This is a genomic window from Streptomyces sp. NPDC004126, assembly GCF_050275515.1.
GTDB lineage: Bacteria > Actinomycetota > Actinomycetes > Streptomycetales > Streptomycetaceae > Streptomyces.
In genome coordinates this window covers 27771-47385 of sequence record NZ_JBNNPF010000011.1, presented here as the reverse complement: position 1 = coordinate 47385, position 19615 = coordinate 27771, and the positions used below count along the sequence as shown (strand labels likewise).

19 protein-coding genes are annotated in these 19615 nt (G+C 74.0%); 11 read left to right on the top strand and 8 right to left on the bottom strand.

What is annotated here, in order from left to right; all coding sequences use genetic code 11:
- The first annotated feature begins 226 nt into the window (after positions 1-226).
- The 4 genes from ACQKM2_RS13085 to ccrA all read left to right on the top strand — a co-directional run bounded on the left by ACQKM2_RS13085 (position 227) and on the right by ccrA (position 4179).
- Positions 227-661, top strand: a complete 435-nt coding sequence (locus ACQKM2_RS13085) for a MarR family winged helix-turn-helix transcriptional regulator (protein ID WP_427709089.1) — start codon at positions 227-229, stop codon at positions 659-661.
- A 20-nt stretch (positions 662-681) separates the two neighbouring features.
- Positions 682-2109, top strand: a complete 1428-nt coding sequence (locus ACQKM2_RS13080) for an MFS transporter (protein ID WP_427709087.1) — start codon at positions 682-684, stop codon at positions 2107-2109.
- A 119-nt stretch (positions 2110-2228) separates the two neighbouring features.
- Positions 2229-2813, top strand: coding sequence for an isochorismatase family protein (locus ACQKM2_RS13075; RefSeq protein WP_427709085.1), 585 nt, complete (start codon positions 2229-2231; stop codon positions 2811-2813).
- A gap of 43 nt (positions 2814-2856) precedes the next feature.
- The gene (ccrA, locus tag ACQKM2_RS13070; RefSeq protein WP_427709084.1) at positions 2857-4179 is read left to right on the top strand and encodes a crotonyl-CoA carboxylase/reductase; all 1323 of its coding nucleotides are present in this window, start codon (positions 2857-2859) and stop codon (positions 4177-4179) included.
- Positions 4180-4232: 53 nt separating this feature from the next.
- Here ccrA and ACQKM2_RS13065 read toward each other — a convergent pair whose 3' ends face one another.
- The gene (locus tag ACQKM2_RS13065) at positions 4233-4946 is read right to left on the bottom strand and encodes a TetR/AcrR family transcriptional regulator (RefSeq protein WP_427709082.1); all 714 of its coding nucleotides are present in this window, start codon (positions 4944-4946) and stop codon (positions 4233-4235) included.
- A 181-nt stretch (positions 4947-5127) separates the two neighbouring features.
- Here ACQKM2_RS13065 and ACQKM2_RS13060 point away from each other — a divergent pair, with 181 nt between their 5' ends.
- From ACQKM2_RS13060 to ACQKM2_RS13050, 3 genes are all read left to right on the top strand, one after another.
- Positions 5128-6324, top strand: coding sequence for a CaiB/BaiF CoA transferase family protein (locus ACQKM2_RS13060; RefSeq protein ID WP_427709080.1), 1197 nt, complete (start codon positions 5128-5130; stop codon positions 6322-6324).
- Positions 6324-7214 (top strand): HpcH/HpaI aldolase/citrate lyase family protein, encoded by an 891-nt coding sequence (locus ACQKM2_RS13055; protein WP_427709078.1) that lies wholly within the window; start codon positions 6324-6326, stop codon positions 7212-7214. The genes ACQKM2_RS13060 and ACQKM2_RS13055 overlap by 1 nt, the downstream gene beginning before the upstream one ends.
- 101 nt (positions 7215-7315) lie before the next feature.
- The gene (locus tag ACQKM2_RS13050; RefSeq protein ID WP_427709076.1) at positions 7316-7951 is read left to right on the top strand and encodes a VOC family protein; all 636 of its coding nucleotides are present in this window, start codon (positions 7316-7318) and stop codon (positions 7949-7951) included.
- A 69-nt stretch (positions 7952-8020) separates the two neighbouring features.
- On the opposite strand, the gene ACQKM2_RS13045 is transcribed toward ACQKM2_RS13050, so the two are convergent.
- Positions 8021-8929, bottom strand: a complete 909-nt coding sequence (locus ACQKM2_RS13045; protein ID WP_427709074.1) for an alpha/beta fold hydrolase — start codon at positions 8927-8929, stop codon at positions 8021-8023.
- Positions 8930-9029: 100 nt separating this feature from the next.
- Here ACQKM2_RS13045 and ACQKM2_RS13040 point away from each other — a divergent pair, with 100 nt between their 5' ends.
- On the top strand, positions 9030-9647 hold the full coding sequence (locus ACQKM2_RS13040) for a TetR/AcrR family transcriptional regulator (protein ID WP_427709072.1): 618 nt from the start codon (positions 9030-9032) through the stop codon (positions 9645-9647).
- A 57-nt stretch (positions 9648-9704) separates the two neighbouring features.
- On the opposite strand, the gene ACQKM2_RS13035 is transcribed toward ACQKM2_RS13040, so the two are convergent.
- Positions 9705-10931, bottom strand: a complete 1227-nt coding sequence (locus ACQKM2_RS13035; protein ID WP_427709070.1) for a saccharopine dehydrogenase family protein — start codon at positions 10929-10931, stop codon at positions 9705-9707.
- Between the two features lie 125 nt (positions 10932-11056).
- On the opposite strand from ACQKM2_RS13035, the gene ACQKM2_RS13030 reads away from it, so the two are divergent.
- Together ACQKM2_RS13030 and ACQKM2_RS13025 are read left to right on the top strand one after the other, a co-directional pair.
- Positions 11057-11767, top strand: coding sequence for a TetR/AcrR family transcriptional regulator (locus ACQKM2_RS13030; protein WP_427709068.1), 711 nt, complete (start codon positions 11057-11059; stop codon positions 11765-11767).
- Between the two features lie 243 nt (positions 11768-12010).
- Positions 12011-13573 carry an APC family permease gene (locus ACQKM2_RS13025; protein WP_427709066.1) on the top strand — a complete coding sequence of 521 codons (1563 nt, stop codon included), beginning with the start codon at positions 12011-12013 and terminating at the stop codon, positions 13571-13573.
- 33 nt (positions 13574-13606) lie between these two features.
- Here the strand turns inward: ACQKM2_RS13025 and ACQKM2_RS13020 are convergent, their stop codons facing one another.
- Positions 13607-13909, bottom strand: a complete 303-nt coding sequence (locus ACQKM2_RS13020) for a winged helix-turn-helix domain-containing protein (protein ID WP_427709372.1) — start codon at positions 13907-13909, stop codon at positions 13607-13609.
- A complete protein-coding gene (locus ACQKM2_RS13015) occupies positions 13909-14361 on the bottom strand; it encodes a hypothetical protein (RefSeq protein ID WP_427709064.1) in 453 nt (150 codons plus the stop codon). Before ACQKM2_RS13015 ends, ACQKM2_RS13020 begins: the two co-directional genes overlap by 1 nt.
- Before the next feature lie 189 nt (positions 14362-14550).
- Between ACQKM2_RS13015 and ACQKM2_RS13010 the strand changes: the two genes are divergently transcribed.
- Positions 14551-15660, top strand: a complete 1110-nt coding sequence (locus ACQKM2_RS13010) for a hypothetical protein (protein WP_427709062.1) — start codon at positions 14551-14553, stop codon at positions 15658-15660.
- Between the two features lie 3 nt (positions 15661-15663).
- Here the strand turns inward: ACQKM2_RS13010 and ACQKM2_RS13005 are convergent, their stop codons facing one another.
- The 3 genes from ACQKM2_RS13005 to ACQKM2_RS12995 form a co-directional block, all read right to left on the bottom strand.
- The gene (locus ACQKM2_RS13005) at positions 15664-16098 is read right to left on the bottom strand and encodes a pyridoxamine 5'-phosphate oxidase family protein (RefSeq protein ID WP_427709060.1); all 435 of its coding nucleotides are present in this window, start codon (positions 16096-16098) and stop codon (positions 15664-15666) included.
- 109 nt (positions 16099-16207) lie between these two features.
- On the bottom strand, positions 16208-17239 hold the full coding sequence (locus tag ACQKM2_RS13000) for a hypothetical protein (RefSeq protein WP_427709058.1): 1032 nt from the start codon (positions 17237-17239) through the stop codon (positions 16208-16210).
- A gap of 164 nt (positions 17240-17403) precedes the next feature.
- Positions 17404-19548 (bottom strand): HEAT repeat domain-containing protein, encoded by a 2145-nt coding sequence (locus ACQKM2_RS12995; RefSeq protein WP_427709056.1) that lies wholly within the window; start codon positions 19546-19548, stop codon positions 17404-17406.
- Positions 19549-19615: the final 67 nt, after the last annotated feature.

Genomic DNA, 19615 nt, shown 5'->3' with positions numbered 1-19615 from the left:
GACAACATGTTCAGTGCAACGAAGTAAATGCGAGCAGCGTCACACCCTGATCCGAGCCCCCCTTTCCAGCCACGCTTTGCCTCTTCTTGCAGATTTCATGGGAATTGCCCGGGAGTTGGGCGGGAGTTGCCCGGCCCGAGTCCCCCGAGAAGAACCTCGAAGCCGGGCGAGGTGATGAGCCAGGTTGACGAAATACCAAGCCATGCTTATAAGCTAGGCTTCGTTCGTGGAAGACAATCAAGACACCATCGACCTGGCCAGACAGACCCGCGACAGCGTGTCCGCGCTCAGCCGGCGCATGCGTCAGGAACGCCCCGCACACGGCCTCGGACTCACCAGCGCCTCGGTCCTGAGCCGGCTGGACCGCGTCGGGGCCCTCAGCCCCAAGGACCTGGCGGCCCATGAGGGCGTCCAGCCCCAGTCGCTCACCCGCCAGCTCTCCGCCCTGGAGGAGCGCGGCCTGATCACCCGTCGGCCCCACGACCGCGACGGCCGCCAGGTCCTGATGGAGATCACCGACGCGGGCAGCCGACTGGTGGCGGCCGACCGGCAGTCGCGCGACGCCTGGCTCGCACGGGCCATCGCCACCCGCCTGACGCCGGTCGAGCGGGAAGTCCTCGGCGCCGCGAACAAGCTCCTCGACCTCTTGTCCGAAACCTAGACAGTCCCCAAGGGGGAACCGTGGCATTACGCACCGCACGGACCGCGAGAGAACCGGTTCCCCCCGCCCCCGCCCGTCTGCCGCTCGGCTTCCTCACCCCGATCGTCCTGGGCACCATGCTCAACGCCCTCAACTCGTCGATGCTGGCGGTGGCCCTGCTCTCCGTACAGGAGGCGTTCGACGCCGGAGCCGCGGTCGTCTGGCTGGTCTCCGGCCTTTACCTGGCGACCGCGGTCGCCCAGCCCACGATGGGCCGCCTGGCCGACGCCTTCGGCCCCCGCCGGATATTCGGCGTCGGGCTCCTCCTGGTCCTGGGCTCGGCCGCCGCGGCGCCCTTCGCCCCCACCCTCGGCTGGCTGATCGCCGCACGCGTGGTCCTGGGCATCGGCACCTCGGCCGCGTACCCGGCCGGCATGTCGATGATCCGCCTCCGTGCCGACGCCCTCCCGGCGGCCGGGGGCACCGGGGGCACCGCGCCCGCCGGCGGGCTCGGGGCGATCTCCGCCGCCTCCCAGGCCGCCGTGGCCTTCGGCCCGCCGCTCGGCGGCCTGCTCGTCCAGCTCGTCGACTGGCGGGCCATCTTCTGGGTCAACGTCCCCCTCGCCCTCACCGCCCTGGCCATGGCCCTGGTCTGGCTGCCCCCCGACGACGCGGCGCGCCGTGCCCGCGTCACCCTGCGCGAACTGGACCTGCCGGGCATGGCGCTGTTCACCGGCGAGCTGTGCGGGCTGATGCTGTTCCTGCTCTCGCTGCCCGACCACCCGCGGTGGTGGGCGCTCGCCGCCTTCGTGGTCCTGACCGCCGCGCTGGTATGGCGCGAACTGCGCGCGCACCGGCCCTTCGTGGACCTCCGGATGATCGCCCGCAACCGTCCGCTCGCCGCGACCTACGTACGCTGCATGGCGACGTACGTCGTCTTCTACTCCATCACCTACGCCCTCCCCCAATGGCTCCAGCAGGGGCGCGGCCTGTCCGAGGCCGAGTCGGGCCTGGTCATGCTGCCCATGGCCGGTCTCGGCGTCGTCACCACCATGTGGGCCACCCGGCTCGTCGGCCGCGGCCTGCGCACCGTCCTCGTCACCGGCTCCGCCGCCCTCTGCCTGGGCAGCGCCGCACTGGCTCTGTTCGGGTCGAACGTGCCGCTCTGGCAGATCCTCGTCATCGCCGCGGTGCTGGGCCTGCCCAACGGGTTCAACAGCCTGGGCAACCAGACGCTGATGTACCGCACCGCGCCCGCCGAACAGATCGGCACCGCCTCCGGGCTGCTGCGCACCTCCCAGTACATCGGCGCCAACCTCGCCTCGGCCCTGGTCGGCATCGCGGTCGGCCGGCAGGCCGGCGACTCCGGGCTCCACCTGCTGGCCGCCGTGATCACGGGCATCAGCCTCGTGCTCCTCCTCAACGCCGCCTCCACCCGGCACCTGCGCGGTACGGCCGACCACGGCTGAGCGCCCCTCCCGTCCCGTCCCCTCCCGTCCCGCGCACGCGCGCACGTACTCCGTGCCGATCGCCCGCGCGGCGTCGCACTCCGCACCCCTTGCTCCGCACCGTCCGAAAGGAACCACCCGTGCCCGTCGTGGAACTCAGCCCCAAGGCCGCCCTCGTCGTACTCGACGTCCAGGAGGGCATCCTCGGGCTGCCCCTGCAGCCCCACCCGGCCGCCCAGGTCGCCGGCAACAGCGCCCGCCTGGCCCACGCCTTCCGCGCGGCCGGCCTGCCCGTCGTCCTCGTCAACGTGGCCCACGGCCCCGACGGCGGCGCCGCGCTCCAGCCGCGCGCCGACGTGCCGCACAACCCCCCGGCCCTGCACCCCGAGTACGCGCGGCTCTCGCCCGAGCTCGCGGCGCACCCCGCCGACCTGCTCATCACCAAGCGCCAGTGGGGCGCCTTCACCGGTACCGAACTGGACATCCAGATGCGCCGCCGCGGCATCGAGGAGCTCGTCCTCACCGGCGTCGCCACCAACCTCGCCGTGGAGTCGACCGCCCGCTCCGCCTACGAGCACGGCTACCACGTGGTCGTCGCGGAGGACGCGACGAGCACGTTCTCCGCCGAGCACCAGGAGTTCGCCGTCCGGCGGATCCTGCCGCTGATCGCCCGCGTCGACTCCACCGACGCCGTGCTCACGGCGCTCAAGGCCCTGCGGGCCTGAGGCCTCCGGCCGTCCCGAACCGTACGAAACCTATGGAGATCCCATGAGTACTCCCCTCGCAGACGCCGTGATCGAAGGCCGCAGCGGTGAAGAGCTGCTGAGCCTGCCCCTGCCCGGCCACATGAAGGCCGTGACGGTCCACAAGGACCAGACGGGGATGTTCGACGGCGTCGCGGACAAGGACGTCCGCAAGTCGATGCACGTCGAGGACGTCCCCATGCCCGAACTCGCGCCCGACGAGGTGCTGGTCGCGGTGATGGCGGGCGCCATCAACTTCAACACCGTGTGGTCCGCGACCTTCGAACCGGTACCCACCTTCCGCTTCCTGGAGCAGATGGGCAGGCGCGGCGGCTGGGACGCGCGCCATGACCTGCCGTACCACATCCTCGGCTCCGACGCCTCGGGCGTGGTCGTGCGGACCGGGTCGGCCGTGCGCCGCTGGAACGCGGGCGACCACGTCGTCATCGGGACGGCGTACGTCGACGAGCAGGACCCCGCCACCCACAGCGACGGCATGCTCGGCGAGGACCAGCGCGCCTGGGGGTTCGAGACCAACTTCGGGGGCCTGGCGGAGTACACGGTCGTGCGCGCCAGCCAGCTCCTCCCCAAGCCGGCGCTGCTCACCTGGGAGGAGGCCGCCTCCAACCCGCTGTGCGCGGGCACCGCGTACCGGATGCTCGTCAGCGACCGCGGCGCCCGCATGAAGCAGGGCGACGTGGTCCTGATCTGGGGTGCCACCGGCGGACTGGGCGCGTACGCCGTCCAGCTGGTGCGCAACGGCGGCGGCATCCCCGTGGGCGTCGTCAGTTCCGCGGAGAAGGCGGAGGTCCTGCGGCGGCTCGGCTGCGAGGCGGTCATCGACCGCTCGGCGATCGAACAGGGCGACCGCACCATGCTCCAGCGACCCGAGGGGTGGAAGAAGCTGGGCAAGGCGATCCGCGACGCGGTCGGCGAGGACCCGCACATCGTCTTCGAGCACGTCGGCAAGGCGACGTTCGGCGCCTCGGTCTTCCTGGCGCGCCGCGGCGGCACCGTCGTCACCTGCGGGTCCAGCACCGGTTACGACCACCAGTACGACAACCGCTACCTGTGGATGAAGCTGAAGAACATCATCGGCAGCCACGGCGCCAACCTCAACGAGCAGTGGGAGACCAACCGGCTCATCGAGAGGGGCAGGGTCCTGCCGGCCCTGTCCGCCACCTACGCCCTGGACGACGCCGGGGAGGCGGCGCGCAGCGTGCAGGTGAACGAGCACCTCGGGAAGGTGGGCGTGCTCGGGCTCGCACCGCGGGCCGGGCTCGGCGTGGCCGACGCGCAGGCACGCGCCCGCGTGGGCGAGGAGCGGTTCCGGCTGTTCCGGAGCTGATGCCGCGTCGCCCGCCGTGGCGGGCGGGTGTCACAGCGGCGGGCCGGGGTCCATCACCCCGGCCCGCCGCCCGCCGCGCCGCGGTCGGCGATCTCCGCCGCCAGGCCGTGCAGCAGCCGCTCCAGGCCCCAGGCGAACTGCTCCTCCCCCGCCCCCTCCGGCACGAACCCGGACGCGGCGTGCAGCAGGGGGAACGACGCCGGCGGCAGGTCCGCGAGGGTGTGGCGCCACCACGCGCGGTGTTCCTCCTCGTGCTCGGGCGTGGTCCGACGGATCTCGTACAGGACGAAGCCGAGGGTGTAGGTCTGCACGGAGTGGTACGCCCGGACCGCCTCGCGCAGGGGCCAGCCGCCCTCCGTCATCCTGCCCAGCAGCCACTCGAAGACCTCCGCCAGGCCCGCGCTCCACATGCGACGGGTGATCAGGAGCTCTGCGAGGGCGCCGTTCTCCAGCATCCTCCGCCGCAGGGACGCGGAGAACCGCGCCAGGGCCGGCTGCCACGGGGTGTCGTCCGCACGCTCCAGCGGGAAGTCCTCCAGCACGGCCGCGGCCAGCAGTTCGAGCAGGTGCTCCTTGCTCTCCACATGGCCGTAGAGCGACATCACCCCGCACTCCAGCTCCTGCGCGAGCCGCGGCATGCTGACCGCCGCCAGGCCCTCCTCGCGCGCCAGCTCCAGGGCCGCCGCCACGACCATCGGCCGGGACAGGGAGCCGCGGCGCCGTCTGCGGGCCGCCGCGGGCGCCGTGTTCTGCGGATCCTTCGCCATCGTTCTCCCCTCACCGGCCCGGGCGGCCGCCCGGCCGCCCGGCCGCCCGGCCGCCCGGCCGTGACCGGAGGCCGCTCTTGCGGGCCACCGAGGACCATTTTACGGTGACCATTACCGTAAGGCTTACGGCAATGGTCCGGGCGTCCTCGCCGACGCCCGGGGGAAGCGCAGGTGATGTGCTGTGGACACGACGACAGACCTCCCTTTAGCCGGCACGAGGGTGCTGGACGCCGCCACCCTGTTCGCGGGGCCCGGCGCGGCGACGCTCCTCGGTGACTTCGGGGCGGACGTCATCAAGATCGAGCATCCGACGGGCGATCCCGCCCGGCGGCACGGCGCGCAGGTCCGCGGCGAGAGCCTGTGGTGGAAGCTGGTCGCCCGGAACAAGCGCACCGTCACCCTCGACCTGAGCCGCACCGAGGGCCAGGAGATCTGCAGGGCGCTGGTGCGCGACGCGGACGTGCTGGTGGAGAACTTCCGGCCGGGCACCTTCGAACGGTGGGGCCTCGGCTACGAGCGGCTCCGCGAGCTCAACCCCGGGCTGGTCATGCTCCGCGTGAGCGGCTTCGGCCGGGTCGGCCCCATGCGGCACCGCGCGGGCTTCGGCACCCTGGCCGAGGCGATGAGCGGCTTCGCCCACTGCACGGGCACGGCGGACGGACCCCCGACGCTGCCCCCGTTCGGCCTCGCCGACGGCGTCGCGGCGGTCATGGCGGCGTACGCGACCATGGTGGCCCTGCACGCACGCGCCGGGACCGGCCGCGGCCAGGTCGTGGACACCGCCCTCATCGAGCCGATCCTGCACCTGCTCGGCCCGCAGATCTCCGCCCACCAGCAGCTCGGGATCGTCCAGGAGCGCTCGGGCAACCGGTCCCCGCACAACGCCCCCCGCAACACCTACCGCTGCCGCGACGGACGCTGGGTCGCCGTCTCCACGAGCGCGCAGTCCGTCGCCGAGCGCGTGATGCGGCTGGTGGGCAGTGCCCACCTGATCGAGGAGCCGTGGTTCGCCACCGGATCGGGGCGCGCCGGGCACGTCGAGGAGCTCGACGCCGCCGTCGGCGGCTGGATCGCGGCGCGCGACGCCGACGAGGTCGTCGCGGCCTTCGACGAAGCCGACGCGGCGGTCGCACCGGTGTACAGCGCCGCGGACATCGTCGCCGACCCGCAGTTCGCGGCACTCGGTACGGTCGTGCACGTCGACGACCCCGAACTCGGCCCCCTGGCCATGCAGGGCGTCCCGGCCCGCCTGTCCGACACTCCGGGGCGGGTCCGCTGGGCGGGGCGGGCGCTGGGCGCGGACAATGCCGAGGTCTTCGAGCGGCTGGGCATCGGTGCCCGGCGCCGCGCGGAACTGCGCGGGGCGGGGGTCATCTGATGGGGGCCGCCACCCCGCGCGGGGCGGGCGCCGCCCCGGCCGGTGCGGGCCCGGGCGGCACCCGCCCGGCCGCGGTGGTCCGTACCTGGCTCTACGTACCGGGAGACCGCCCCGAGCGCTTCGGCAAGGCCCTCGCCTGCGGGGCCGACGCGGTGGTCGTCGACCTGGAGGACGCGGTGGCTCCCGTCCGGAAGGCGGCGGCACGCGATGCCGTCGTCGACTTCCTGGACCGCGGCCACCGGCGCCCGGTGTACGTACGCGTCAACCCGCCGGGGAGGGGCGGCGAGGAGGACCTGGCCGCCCTGCGCGGCACCCGGGTCTCGGGCGTGCGCATCCCCAAGTGCGAGCGGCCCGAGCAGGTCGCCGAGGCCGCCCGGCTCCTGCCGGGGGTGCCGCTCGTGCCGCTGGTGGAGACGGCACTGGGCGTCGAGCGCGCCCACGCCCTCGCCACCGGGCACGCGATGGTGTCCGGCCTCGCCTTCGGGGAGGCCGACCTCGCGGCCGAACTGGGCACCGGCCACCGGGACGTGCTGGACGCGGCGGCCCACCGCGTCCTGCTCGCCGCCGCGGCGGCCCGTCTGCCCAGGCCGCCGCTGAGCGTCTTCCCGGCCGTGCGGGACCTCGACGGGCTGGCGGAGGACTGCGTACGCGGGCGGGAGCGGGGCTTCTTCGGGCGCTCGGTGGTCCATCCCGCCCAAGTGGACGTGGTCAACTCCGTGTTCGCGCCGCGGGCCGGGGAGGTCGATGCCGCGCGCCGTCTCGTGGAGGGCGTGGAGCGGGCCGGGGCGGACGGCACGGGCGCGTGGCTCGACGAGGACGGCAACCTCGTCGACGCCGCGGCCCTGCGCCAGGCCCGCGCGGTCCTGGACACCTTCTCCGGCGCTTCCTGATCCGGGCGTCGTCGGCCGTCTCGGGTCTGGCGGGGCGGACAAGGCCGGGGCGGCGGGCGTGGCGTCGGGATTTGTGCGGGCCGCCGGGTGATGATGGCGCGGTGCGACTTGATCACGTGTCCTATGCGGTGGCCCGCGACAGCTTCGTCTCGACCGTCCAGTGGATCGGATCGGCCCTCGGCGCCGGGTTCGTCGACGGGGGCGTGCACCCGCGGTTCGGCACCCGCAACTTCATCCTCCCGCTGAGCGGCGGCACCTACGTCGAGGTCGTCACCACGCTCGACCACCCCGCCGCCGACCGCGCGCCCTTCGGCCAGGCGGTCGCGCGCCGTGCCGCAGAGGGCGGCGGCTGGCTCGGCTGGGTGGTCTCCGTCGACGACATCGCCCCGGTCGAGGCCCGCCTCGGCCGCACCTCGGCCGAGGGCCACCGCGTCCGTCCCGACGGGTTCGACCTGAGGTGGAAGCAGATCGGCCTGCTGGAACTGATGGAGGACCCGCAGCTCCCCTATTTCCTCCAGTGGCTGGTTCCCGTCGAGGAGCGCCCGAGCGCCGGCCCGCGGACCTCCAGCAGCATCCACGGGGTCTCCATCGCCGGCGACGCCGCATCCATCGCCGAATTCCTCGGCGAACCGGCCGACCACCCCCTCGACCAGATCGACGTCACCTGGGTCGAGGAGGAGGAACCGGGCCTGGTCTCGGTCGAGTTCGCCACCGCCCGCGGCCCGGTCACGATCTGACCGGGGCCCTGCTGCCCCGCGCGAGGGGCCGGCCGGGTCGCGCCCTCGGGCCGCCGGCGGTCTCGCCGCTCAGCCCCCGGTGTGGGCGAGGATCTCGGCGGCCAGGCGCTCTTCGACGGCCAGGGGCAGGGTGTGGCCCATCCCTTCGAGCATGACCAGGCGTGCGCCGGGGACAGCGGCGGCCGTGGCCTCGGCGTGCGGCGGCGGGAACATCGGGTCGCACGTGCCGTGCAGTACGAGTGTGGGAGCGGCGATCGCGGCCAGGTCGGCCGTGGTGAAGGAGTCCCCCGCGGCTCCGGCCAGCGTGTGGTTCAGCGCGGCCCCGATGTCCTCGGCCCGCCGGTGGACCCGTTCCTCCATGGCGCGGTACTCCTCCTCGTCGAACGGGAGCTCCGGGCCGTGCAGTACGCGCCACATCGGCAGCCGTGCGGCGAGGTACCCCTCCAGGCCCGCGCCCGGCTCGGGGAAGGAGGCCATGAGGACGGCCAGCAACTCGGCCGCCGGCGGCGGGAGCTGACCGGGCGAGGGGGCGAGGCCGGCCATGGCCCGCTGGACCGCGCCGGCGGTGTCCGTACCCAGCGGCTGGGAGGAGAGGCTGGTCAGGGTCAGCACCCGGTGCGGATCGGTGAGGGCGAGCCGCTGGGCGATGATCCCGCCGAGGGAGGCCCCGACCAGGTGGGCCCGGTCCACCGCGAAGGCGTCGAGGACGGCGAGGGCGTCGGAGGCGAGGTCGGCGACGGTGTACGGGTGGGCCGCGAAGTCCACCCGCGAGGAGCGGCCGGTGTCGCGGTGGTCGTAGCGGATGACGTGGCGGCCGCCGTCGACGAGGCGCCGCACGAGGCCGTCGTTCCACTGGACGCCCTGGGCCTGCGCGCCCATCACCAGCAGCACCGTCGGGTCCCCGGGCGCCCCGAAGTCCTCCGCCCAGAGCGTGAGACCGGCGCCGGCATCGATCATCTTCTCGTTATTTTCCTGCATGGTCGTGCAGGTTAATGGCGCCGGCCGCCCGCCACCAGCGGTTTACGGCACCCAGGGCGCGGCTGGACGCCGCCGCATGCCGACGGGCACCCTGAACCCCATGGCAGGAGTCAGGGGACAGGTACAGAAGCGGGGCGTCGAACGCCGCCGCGCGATGGTCGACGCGGCGATCGAGCTCTTCGCCCAGCAGGGCGTGCGCGGCACCGGCGTGGCCGCGGTCGCCGCGCGGGCGGGCGTCACCCCCTCGGCCCTGATCCATCACTTCGGCAGCAAGGACGCACTGGTCCGCGCCGTGCTCCAGGAGGCCGACCGGCGGGCGCTCGAACGCCTGTCCATCGCCGCGGACGCCGAGCCCACGCTGCGGCAGGCCGTCGACTGGTTCGTACGGGACGCCGAGCACACCGCCGCCGCGGAACGGGAACTGGCCGCCCTCCACACGGCCCTGACCGCCGAGAACCTCGACCCCGGCTCCGCCCTGCACGTATGGTTCCGCGACCGGGGGCGCGCACTGCGGTCCCACCTCGTCTCCCTCTTCACCCGCGCCGAGGCGGACGGCACCACGCGCCCGGGCCTCGACGCGCAGACCCTGGCCGCCGAGGTCGCCGCCTTCCTGGAGGGAGCCCACCTGCTCTGGCTGCTCGACCCCGACCGGATCGACCTGGTCGCCCTCCACCGCAGCTACTTCGACGGCCTGACCGCCCGGCTGACGCGGCCCTGATCCCCCCGGGGGGACAGCGCCACGGCCGCGCCGCGCCGGCGGCCGGGGGGCGTCCGGTCAGGCCTCGTCGCGGATGCCCCACGGGGAGCCGTACGCGGTCAGCAGGTCCAGGAACGGGCGCGGCGCGAGGGCCTCCGGGCCGAGTACGCCCGACTCCGCCCAGACGCCGGCGGCGATGAGTTCGAGCGCCACGACCGGGTTGACCGCGGTCTGCCACACCACGGCCTGCGAGCCGTACTCGCTCATCGACCACTGGTTGTCCACCACGTGGTAGAGGTACACCTCGCGCGGCCGGCCGTCCTTGGTGCCCTTCACCCAGGTCCCCGCGCAGGTCTTGCCCGACATCCGCTCGCCCAGCGTGGCCGGGTCCGGCAGGCACGCCGCCACCACGTCGCGCGGCGAGACCCGTACCGGGGTGCCGTCCGCGCCGCGGACCGTGACCGGTTCGGTCGAGTCCAGGCCCAGCGCGTGCAGGGTCTTCAGCTTGCCGATGAAGTCCTCGCCCAGGCCGTACTTGAAGGTGACCCGGCGGGCGTCCACCCAGCGCGGGACCAGCAGCACCTCCTCGTGCTCGACGTTGACGCACTCGACCGGGCCGATGCCCTCCGGGAAGTCGAAGACCTCCGGCTCGCTGAACGGCTCGGTGGTGAACCATCCGCGGTCCCGCTCGTAGACCACCGGCGGGTTCAGGCACTCCTCGATCGTCGTCCAGATGTTGAAGGACGGGGCGAAGTCGTGGCCCTCGACGGTCAGGTTCGCCCCGTCGCGGATGCCGATCTCCTCGATCTCGTCGAAGAGCTCGTCGGCCGCGTACCGGGCGAAGACGTCCGACAGGCCGGGCTCCACGCCCATCCCGACCAGGGCCAGCCGGCCCGACTTCTCCCAGGCCGCGGCCCGCTCGAACTGCTCGTCGCCGAGCTTGACCCCGCACTCCTCGTAGGGCCTGCCGGGGTGCGGCCGGGACAGGGACATGGCCATGTCCACGTAGTGGCTGTCCGCCGCGAGGGCCGCCTCGAACAGGGGCATCACGAACCGCGGGTCCGTGGCGTTCAGCAGTACGTCGCACCGCTCCTCGGTGAGGAGCGCGGCCACCGCCGCCTGGTCCGAGGCGTCGACGCGGCGCGCGTGGAACCGGCCGCCGGCCTCGCCGAGCGCGGTCACGGCCGCCTCGGCGCGGGACAGGTCGTAGTCGGCGACCACGAAGTGGTCGAAGAAGTCCCGGCGGGCCGCGATCCGGGTGATCGCGGTACCGACGCCACCGGCGCCCACAAGCAGAACACGCATGACGAAACCCTCTCTCGGTGAGGTCCGCGGAGATCCGCGCCTCGTGGGAGGGATGAAAGCCGGGGTCGCGAGATAAGGTCAATGGTGTTGGCATAAGGTGGGAGCAGGAGAAGGGAAGGTGTCCGGTGGCGAAGCCCGTGGTTCCCGAGGAAGCCCGCCGGCGGCGGCGCCCCACCCGGCAGGGCGTGGTCCTGTCCGAGCGGCTGATCGTCGAGACCGCCCTGCGCATGCTGCGCGAACACGGCAGCGCGGGCCTGTCCGCCCGCCGGCTCGGCGCCGCCCTCGGAGCGGATCCCAGCACCCTCTACCGGTACTTCAACGGCATGGACGCCCTCACCCTCGCCATCGGCGAGGAGCTCATCGGCCGGGCCCTCGACGGCTGGACCGCCACCGGCCAGTGGCGTCAGGACCTGCGCGAACTCGGGCTGCGCATCCACGGCGCGTACCTCGCGCACCCGCAGGCGGCCGTACTGACCGCCGTCCGCGTGACCGGCCGCCCCCGTGAGATCGACGCCGACGAGGCCGTCCTCGGCATCCTGCGCACGGCGGGCTTCCCCGACCCGGAGGCGGCCCGGATCTACCACGCGTTCATCGACCAGAGCCTGGCGTTCGCGGCCCTGGACGCCGGCGCCCTCGCCCTGTCCGAGCCCTCCCGGACCTCCGACGAGGGGCAGTGGGAGTCCACCTACGCGCGGCTGCCGGTTGACAAGTACCCGCACATCAGCGCCACCAGGCGGCTGCTCGCCGCCCGCATGAACCACAGCGCCTACCCGGTCGCGCTGGACATGCTGCTCGCGAGTGCGCAGTCGCGGCTCCAGGCCCTGCGGGCCGGCTGACCCGGCCACCGCCGACGGCTCGCGCGGGCCGCCTCCGGGGGCTGCGCGGGCGGCCCTGGGGGCCTTGCGCGGGCCGCCGTGCGGGGGCTGCGCCAGCCGCGCGCCGGGGCCCGTGCGGGCTCCTTATGCCAACACCATTGACCCCTTCCCGCCCGCGCGGGTTTCCTCTTCGCAGTTCACCCCCCGTTCACACCGCGCCCGCCCCGGCGCGGCCCGCACACCGCACCAGTACAGCGAGGGACGATGGCCGCAGACACCCCGCCGGAAACCACCCCCCGAGCCGCCACGGCCACCGCCACGGCCACCGCCGCGCCCCCGGTACCGGGCGGGAACGGCACTCCGACGGCACAGGCCCCGGCGGCCGGAGCCCTCAAACCCGATGCGATCGGCTTCCTCGACTCCCTCGCCATCGGCCTCAACGCCACCTCCCCCGCGTACTCGCTGGCCGCCGTCATCGGCCCCCTCGTCGCCCTGGTCGGCGTACACGCCCCCGGCGTGATGCTCGCGTCGTTCGTCCCCATGCTGCTGATCGCCTCCGCCTTCCACTTCCTCAACCGGGCCGATCCCGACTGCGGCACGACCTTCTCCTGGGTCACCCGCGCCCTCGGCCCCACCACCGGATGGCTGGGCGGCTGGGCCATCGCGATGACCGGAGTGCTCGTCGTCGGCTCGCTCGCCGACGTAGCCGTCGGCTTCGGCCTGCTCGCCGTCGGGGCCGACGGCCTGGCCGGCAACACCCTGGTCCGCGAGGTCCTCACCGTCCTGCTGATCCTCCTCATGTCCTGGATGTGCGTACGCGGCACCGAGGTGTCGGCCCGCTTCCAGAACGCGCTCGTGCTGGTCCAGGTCCTCTGCCTCGTCGTGTTCGCGGCCGTGGCCATGTGGCGCGTGTACGCCGGCACGGGATCCCTGGACGCCGTCCGCCCGGCCGCCGGCTGGCTCAACCCGTTCGGGGCCGGCGGCTCGGCGCTCACCGGCGGCCTGCTGCTCGGCGTCTTCGCCTACTGGGGCTGGGAATCCGCCGTCAACCTGACCGAGGAGACCAAGGACTCCGCCGACGCCCCCGGCCGGGCGGGCATCTGGTCGACGGTGGTCCTGCTGGCGACCTACGTGGCCGTGGCCTTCGCGGTCGTCGCCTACGCCGGCACCGCGTACCTCGCCGGACAGGCCGACGCGGAGGAGGACGTCTTCGCCACGCTCGCACGCGAGGTGCTCGGCGGCTGGGACTGGATCCTGCTCCTCGCCGTCGCCACCTCCGCGCTCGCCTCCACCCAGACGACCATCATCCCGGCCTCCCGCACCGCCCTGTCCATGGCCCGCCGCAAGGCGCTGCCCGCCGGGTTCGCCCACATCGACGCCCGCCGCGGCACGCCGAGCACCAGCACGTGGTGGGTCACCGGCACGGCGATCGTCTGGTACGTCGTCATCCACCGGATCAGCGAGAACGCCCTCGCGGACTCCCTGACGGCCCTGTCGCTGCTCATCGCCTTCTACTACGCCCTCACCGGCATCGCCTGCGCCGTCTGGTACCGGCGCCGGCTGCTGCGGGGGCCGGGCCCCTTCCTGCTGCTCGGCGCGGGCCCGCTGCTCGGGTCGGCGATGCTGATCTGGCTGCTGGCCGAGTCCGTCGCCGACATGGCCGATCCGGCCAACGCCTCCAGTGCGACCGCCTGGTTCGGGCTGGGCGCGCCGCTGGTCATCGCGCTGTTCCTGGCCGGCGCCGGAGTGGTGCTGATGCTGCTGCGCCGCGCCGGGTCCGGAGCCTTCTGGCGCGAACGCCCCGGCGTGGCTCCCGAGGCGCCGTAGGGCGGGGCCCGGGCCCCGCGGGCGGCGGGGCCGCTATTCCAGGTGCATCCGTGCCGCCGCGACGATCCTCTCCAGCGCGGATGCGTGCCGCTGGAAAGCCTGGCGCCCGTGCGGGGTGAGGCGGAGGTGGGTGTGGCGTCCCGTGAGGTTCCGCGTCTTGCGGACCTCGACGTACCCGGCGCCCGCCAGCGCGGAGACCTGCTTGGACAGGGCCGAGTCGCTGGTGTCCACCGTGTCCCGGACGAAGCCGAACTCCACCCAGTCGGCGGGAGCCAGGAGCGCGACGACCGAGAGCCGCGCCGGAACGTGCAGGAACTCGTCGAAGTCGGGATCCATCAGCATTGGCCCTTCCTGCGGATGGCGTTCTCCACGACCGGGCGCAGCAGGTACGAGGCGCCCACTGCCGCGAGGGCGGTGACGGCTGCGGCGATCGTGTGCCGGGCCGGCAGGCCGAGGAAGTAGCCGGCGATCGCCACCGACCAGAAGAGCACGAGGACCAGGACCCCCGCCACCCCGTAGACCAGCGCGTCCGAGCCGACGGCCTTCCGGCTGACCGGAGCCCGGCGCCGGTGCACGAACAGCCCGCCCAGGACCAGCGCGTTCCCCACGAGGACCGCGGCGGTTCTCCAAGGGCTCGGCACGTCGAAGGACGAGCACACGGTGAACAGGCCCAGGGCCGAGACGATCAGTTGGGGACGCGAGTAGGCGTGGCGCAGGTACTCGTCGAACGTCTGCTCCTGACGGTGGCGTATGGCGTCGAGGGCGGTCTGGGCGTCGTGCGGATTCATGGGTGGCGTCCCTCGTCATCGGTCTTCCGAGTACTTTCTCATGAGGAAAGTACCACCTTCTTTCCTGAAAGGAAAAAGGGTGGGCCTTCCCCCGTACGGGGGAAGCCGCGTGATCCGCGGGAGGGATGTGGTCGGCGCCGGTGACGCGGAGTCTTGGAGCGTCGGCAATCCGGATGGACGGGGGTCACGGTGGTCGTTCCTGCGGGCTCGGAGACGGGCGGCGTTCGGGGTTCGGTGTGGTGGTGGCGGCGGTGGCCGGTGTGGGCGCCCGCGGCCGCCGCGTCCTGGGGCGTGGCGTACGCCGCGGTCGAGGTCACCTGGGCGGTGACGGGCACCACCGTGCCCTGGAAGGACCACTCCGCGTACGCGCCGGGGGTCCAGCTCTTCCTGGCGGCCCTCGCCCTCCTCGCCGGCGGCGCCTGCCTGGCGAGCACGCGGTCGCTCTCCCGGCCCGGCCGTGCCGCGGTGGCGACGGCCCTCGTCGTGACGCTGCCGGTGTTCGTCGTGGGGATGACCGGGCTGCCGATCCACTTCGTGACCCTTGCGACGCTCTCGGGGATCGAGAGCGCCACCGGGCTGGTCCAGGTGCTGTTGAACACGGCCGGCGCCGCCCTGCTGCTCCTCGTCGGCCTGTCCTGGCAGCGGCGGCTGCGCGGAGACTGCCCGCGGTGCGGGCGGACGCACACCGGCCCGGCCGACGGCCCGCTCGCCCACCCGGCCCCCTCCCGGGCATCACGGCGGACGCGGGTGGCGGTGTACGTGCTGATGGGCGGGCTCGTGCCGTGGGCGGGGGTCAAGACCGTCTGGACGCTGGGCGGGGACGCGCTCGGTGTGGCGGGCGAGGACTGGCGGAGGATCACGACCGCCGGCGCTTCCGGGCCGGCGAAGGCGACCGCGTCGGCGGGGATCGACGTGACCGTGCTGGCCGCGACGGTCGGGATCTTCCTGCTGCTGGCGCTGCTGTACGCGTGGGGGCAGGTGTTCCCGCGCTGGACGACGGTCCTGGCCGGGCGGCGGGTCCCGCGCCTGCTGCCGTTGGTCCCGGCCTGGCTGACCGGCGTTCCCCTGATGCTGTACGGGGCCGTCCTCATCGTCATGGCCCCGCTCACGGCCGTCGGCGTGCTGCCCGAGATCCCGCCCTCCCCGCCGTACACCAGCAGCTCGGGGATCGTCTGGACGGCCGGGTTCGGCGGCCTGGCCTTCGCCGGTCTGGGCACCGGCCTCGTCGTGGCCGCCCGCTCCTACGCCGCCCGCACCCGCCCCGTCTGCGCCGGCGCGCGGCTGCGGGTCCCGGGTTGACGGTCAGTCGGGCAGCCTGCGGAAGTCGAAGGTGTTCCACCGCTCGGGCCGCATGTGGATCGCGACGTAGTCGGCCGCGGACTCCTCCGTCGCGTTCACGTAGTCGGTGGCGGCGGCGCCCATGTAGCGCGCGGCCATGTCGAACCGCTCCTGCTCCGACGTCGGCCTGATCCCGGTCACCGGACCCTCCACCGACACGTAGCGGTAGTCCTCGACTTCGGCCACCTGCGCGCACAACGCGAACCGGCCCGCCTCCTCGATGAGCCGGGTCTTGCGGGCGCCGGGGGCCGTGATCACCTTGACGAATCCGCCCGGCTGGTACTCGTACCAGATCGGGGTGGTCAGGGGGGCGCGTTCCGGTTCGGCCGTGACGCTCAGGATTCCCACGTACGGTTCCGCGAGGAAGGCCTCTCGTTCCTCTTGGGTCATCGGTCGCATGACGGACAGCTTAGCCAGCGGCGGGCGTGCGGGACGGAGAACTCCGGCCTGCCGGCGGGGTGGCGCTCCGGCGGCAGGTCCTCGTGCGGTGCGGTGGGCCGTACGGCAGTTACTGGATGCTCCTGAGGTGCGGATGTCCCGGGTCGGCGGGGCAGGCGAAGACGTTCAGCTTGCCCCAGCGGCCCACCGTGACGCCGGTGTCCGCCCCGCCCCCGCCGACGGCCGGGTCCCGTTCCTCCAGCGGCATCCAGCTGGCGCTGCCGCCGTCCCACTCCGAGCTGTCGATGGTCAGCAGCAGTTCCATCGGGGCCGCGCAGGCCGGGCAGTCCGTGGCGGCGGCGTCGGTCAGGTTCCAGGACGCGTAGCCCCCCGCGCGCCAGCCGGGCGGGATGGACAGGTCGAACTGGTAGGTCGGCCAGTCCCATTCCTCCGCGCCCGCCTCCTCGGCCTCCTCTTCGAGGGCCTCTTCCCTGGCCTCGATCCGGGCGCACAGCTCTTCGGGCAGCAGCCCGGCGAAGGGGTAGGTGACCACCTGCTCGGGGTGCAGCACGCACGGCTCGGGCACGTAACCCTCGAAGCCCACGACCTCCGGCACGGGCGGCTGCTCCATCGCCCTGACGACCTCCCAAGACCGGCGCCAGCGCAGGTCCAGCAGCATGCCGGTCCGGTTCACGCCGTGCGCGTCGAAGGGGCACCAGAACACCTGGAGCAGATCGCAGTCCTCCGGCCCCGCGAGCAGGTCGGGCACGTCCCGGCGGTACAGCTGGGCGACACCGATCATCGGGAGCGGATCCGCCTCCCCGCTCTCCCCCGCCACCCGGTGCCTGCGCCTGAGCTCCTCCAGGAGCCGGCGCTCCCCGTCCGTGGGGCCGGAGTCCGGGTCCCGGGCCCACGCGGCGGCCAGGAGCTGCCGCTCCCGGTGGATGTCCGCGGGGCGGCGGCCACGCCCGTGGGGGTGCGGATCGGTGCACACCGGCCACGGCTCGTCCGCGGGCCAGAGCATCGGCCCGCCCACGGAGCTCACCGACGCGTCGGGGCTGCCGGGCCGCGGGTGCAGCCGGGTGGTCGTGCCGCGGTGGGCGGCGAGCCCGGGAAAGAGCGCCTCCACGTCGAGCGGGCGCGGTGGCGTGGTCCTCGTCATGATCCCGAACCCTAAGTCCACGGCCGGACCGACCCTCATCCGGCCCGTCGCCGGCCCGGCGCGGGGCCGTCGCCGGGCAGACAACCTCTCTCGGAGACGGCCCACGAAGCCACCCGCCCGGTCGTCGGAACCGGCGGGACCTGAAGCCGGTACGCCCCGGGCGATCACCGGAGGTGAGTGAGCCCCTCGATGACGGCCCGGGCGGCGCGCCGTAGTGCCTCGTCCTGCTCGACGCTCGTGAAGCAGCCGCCGCTGCGGCGGGCCAGGGCGAGTTCCGCGCGGATCCGGGGAAGGGCGGGCGCGGCACCGGGGCCCATCCGCCGCAGGCACTCCAGTGTGTGGCCGGCGGTCGAGTCGTTCTTCTCCCAGGCCTCCAGCAGCACCGGCAGGACGACCGCCGCCTCGGGCGGGCCGCCGATGTCGTGGATCGCGGCGGCGGCGTGCACGCGGGTCCACTCGTAGTCGGCCCGGAGCATCCGCCGCAGGTGGGGCAGGGCGGCGGACGCCGGTGGTCCGATCCGGCCGAGGACGTCGGCGGCGTCCCGTCCTCTGGAGGTGTCGAGCAGTCCGGTCAGCCGCGGTACGGAGTCTGCCGGGTCGCGTTCGAGGGACCAGAGGGCCGCTGCCGCGGCGAAGCGCAGGTCCAGGACCTCGGCGTCGGCGAGCGGCCGGACCGTCTCCAGGGCGGAGGCGGCGCCGGTGCCGAAGCGGGCCAGCGCGTCGAGGGCGGCGGCTGCGCCGTGCCACTGTTCGTGCCGTACGGAGGCGGTGAGGGCCGCGGTCAGCGCGGGTACGGCCGCCGGGTCGCCGAGCCGGCCGAGGGCGGCGACCAGCGCGCGGCGTTCCGACCAGGACCACTCCTGGGAGAAGTCCGCCCCGGCCAGGCGCCGGGCCAGCCTGGGCAGCAGCTCCGCGGCGGCCTGGGGGAGGTGGTCGCAGGCCTGGATCGCGCGCCAGGCATCGGTGTCGGTGTCCAGCGCCGTCAACAGCCCGGGCAGGGCGCGTTCGTCGCCGAGGCGGGCCAGTGCCGTGACCGCCTCCTGATGGGCGCGGCGCAGCAGGGGGTCCGGGGTGGCCCACACGGCGGGGCCGTGGGTGGCGCGGTGGGCTTCGACGAGGGCGGCGAGGGCCTCACGGGCGGGTTCGGCGAGGACGGCGGGGAGTTGGCCGAGGGCCGAGGCCGCTTCAGCGGCGGTGTACGGGTCCTGGGGCAGCAGGCAGTCGGCGAGCAGCCGGACGAGGTCGCGGTGGTCGCCGCGCCAGGAGCCGATCAGGCCCGCGGCCATGGCGATGGCGTCGTACCGGGTGGCCCGGTCCGGGCTGCGGAGCTGGGCGGTGAGCAGGGCCGTGCGCTCGGGAACGCGGGAGTCCAGGACGCCGTGCAGGGTGGTGAGCAGCCAGGTGGTCGGGGCGTGGGTGCGGCCGTGCCGGTCGAGGTCGGCGAAGGCCGCGGCGAGTTGCGGCGGAACGGTGGGGTCGGCTGCCGGTGCGGCGGGGGCGTCCGCGCAGGTGCACTGCCGGTGGTCGGCCGGCCCGGCGTCGGCCTCGGCCCCGCTCGGGGGCGGGGGCTCGGGTGTGAGCCGGTGGAGCAGGTCGGTCGCCGTCGGGACGAGGCCGGCGTCGATCGCCTCCGGTGCGCAGGCGCTCCGGTGGACGAGTGCGGCGAGGCGGATGTCGGCGTCCAGCGCGGTGTCGGCCTCCAGAGCGGCAAGCCAGGCCGTCACCGGGGCGAGCGCGGCCGGCAGCCGCCGGGCCAGCGTCGCGGCCGCCTCGATGACCAGGAGCCGCTCGGCAGTGCCGCTCTCGGCGGCCAGCCGCTCACGCAGCAGGCCGAACGCCGGGTCGACGTCGTCGAGGAACAGCCCGAGGGCCGGGACGGCAGCCTGCCGCACCTGCGGGTCCGGGTCGGCCGCGTGGCGGACGAAGTCCCCGGCACGCTCACGCAGCTGGGGCACTACGTCCGCATGGGGCGTCGACGCGTGGCCGGACGGGCTGTAGCAGACGCCGTCGGGGTCGCAGTCCAGCGCCGCCCTGCCGATGCTGAGCACGAGCCGGATGACGGCCGCCCGGTCGGGTGCCCGGGGATCGTCGGCGAGCGCGAGCAGGAACGGCAGGCTCGCCGCCGTGCACGCGTAGACGTCGCCCTGGTGGTGGGCCGCGCCGTAGAAGCGGCTGAATGCCTTCTCCCGGACGGCGGGGTCGGGCGAGGCCATCTGCTCCAGCCACAGGGGGACTTCGTCGGCCGGGCCGTAGGCGTGACCCATGGACGACCAGTCGACGCGGTGGACGCCTTCAAGGTTGTCGATCATGGGCGACAGCGTGGCACGAGGCACTGACACCGCGCCGATCACGGCCACGGCCACGGCCACGGCCACT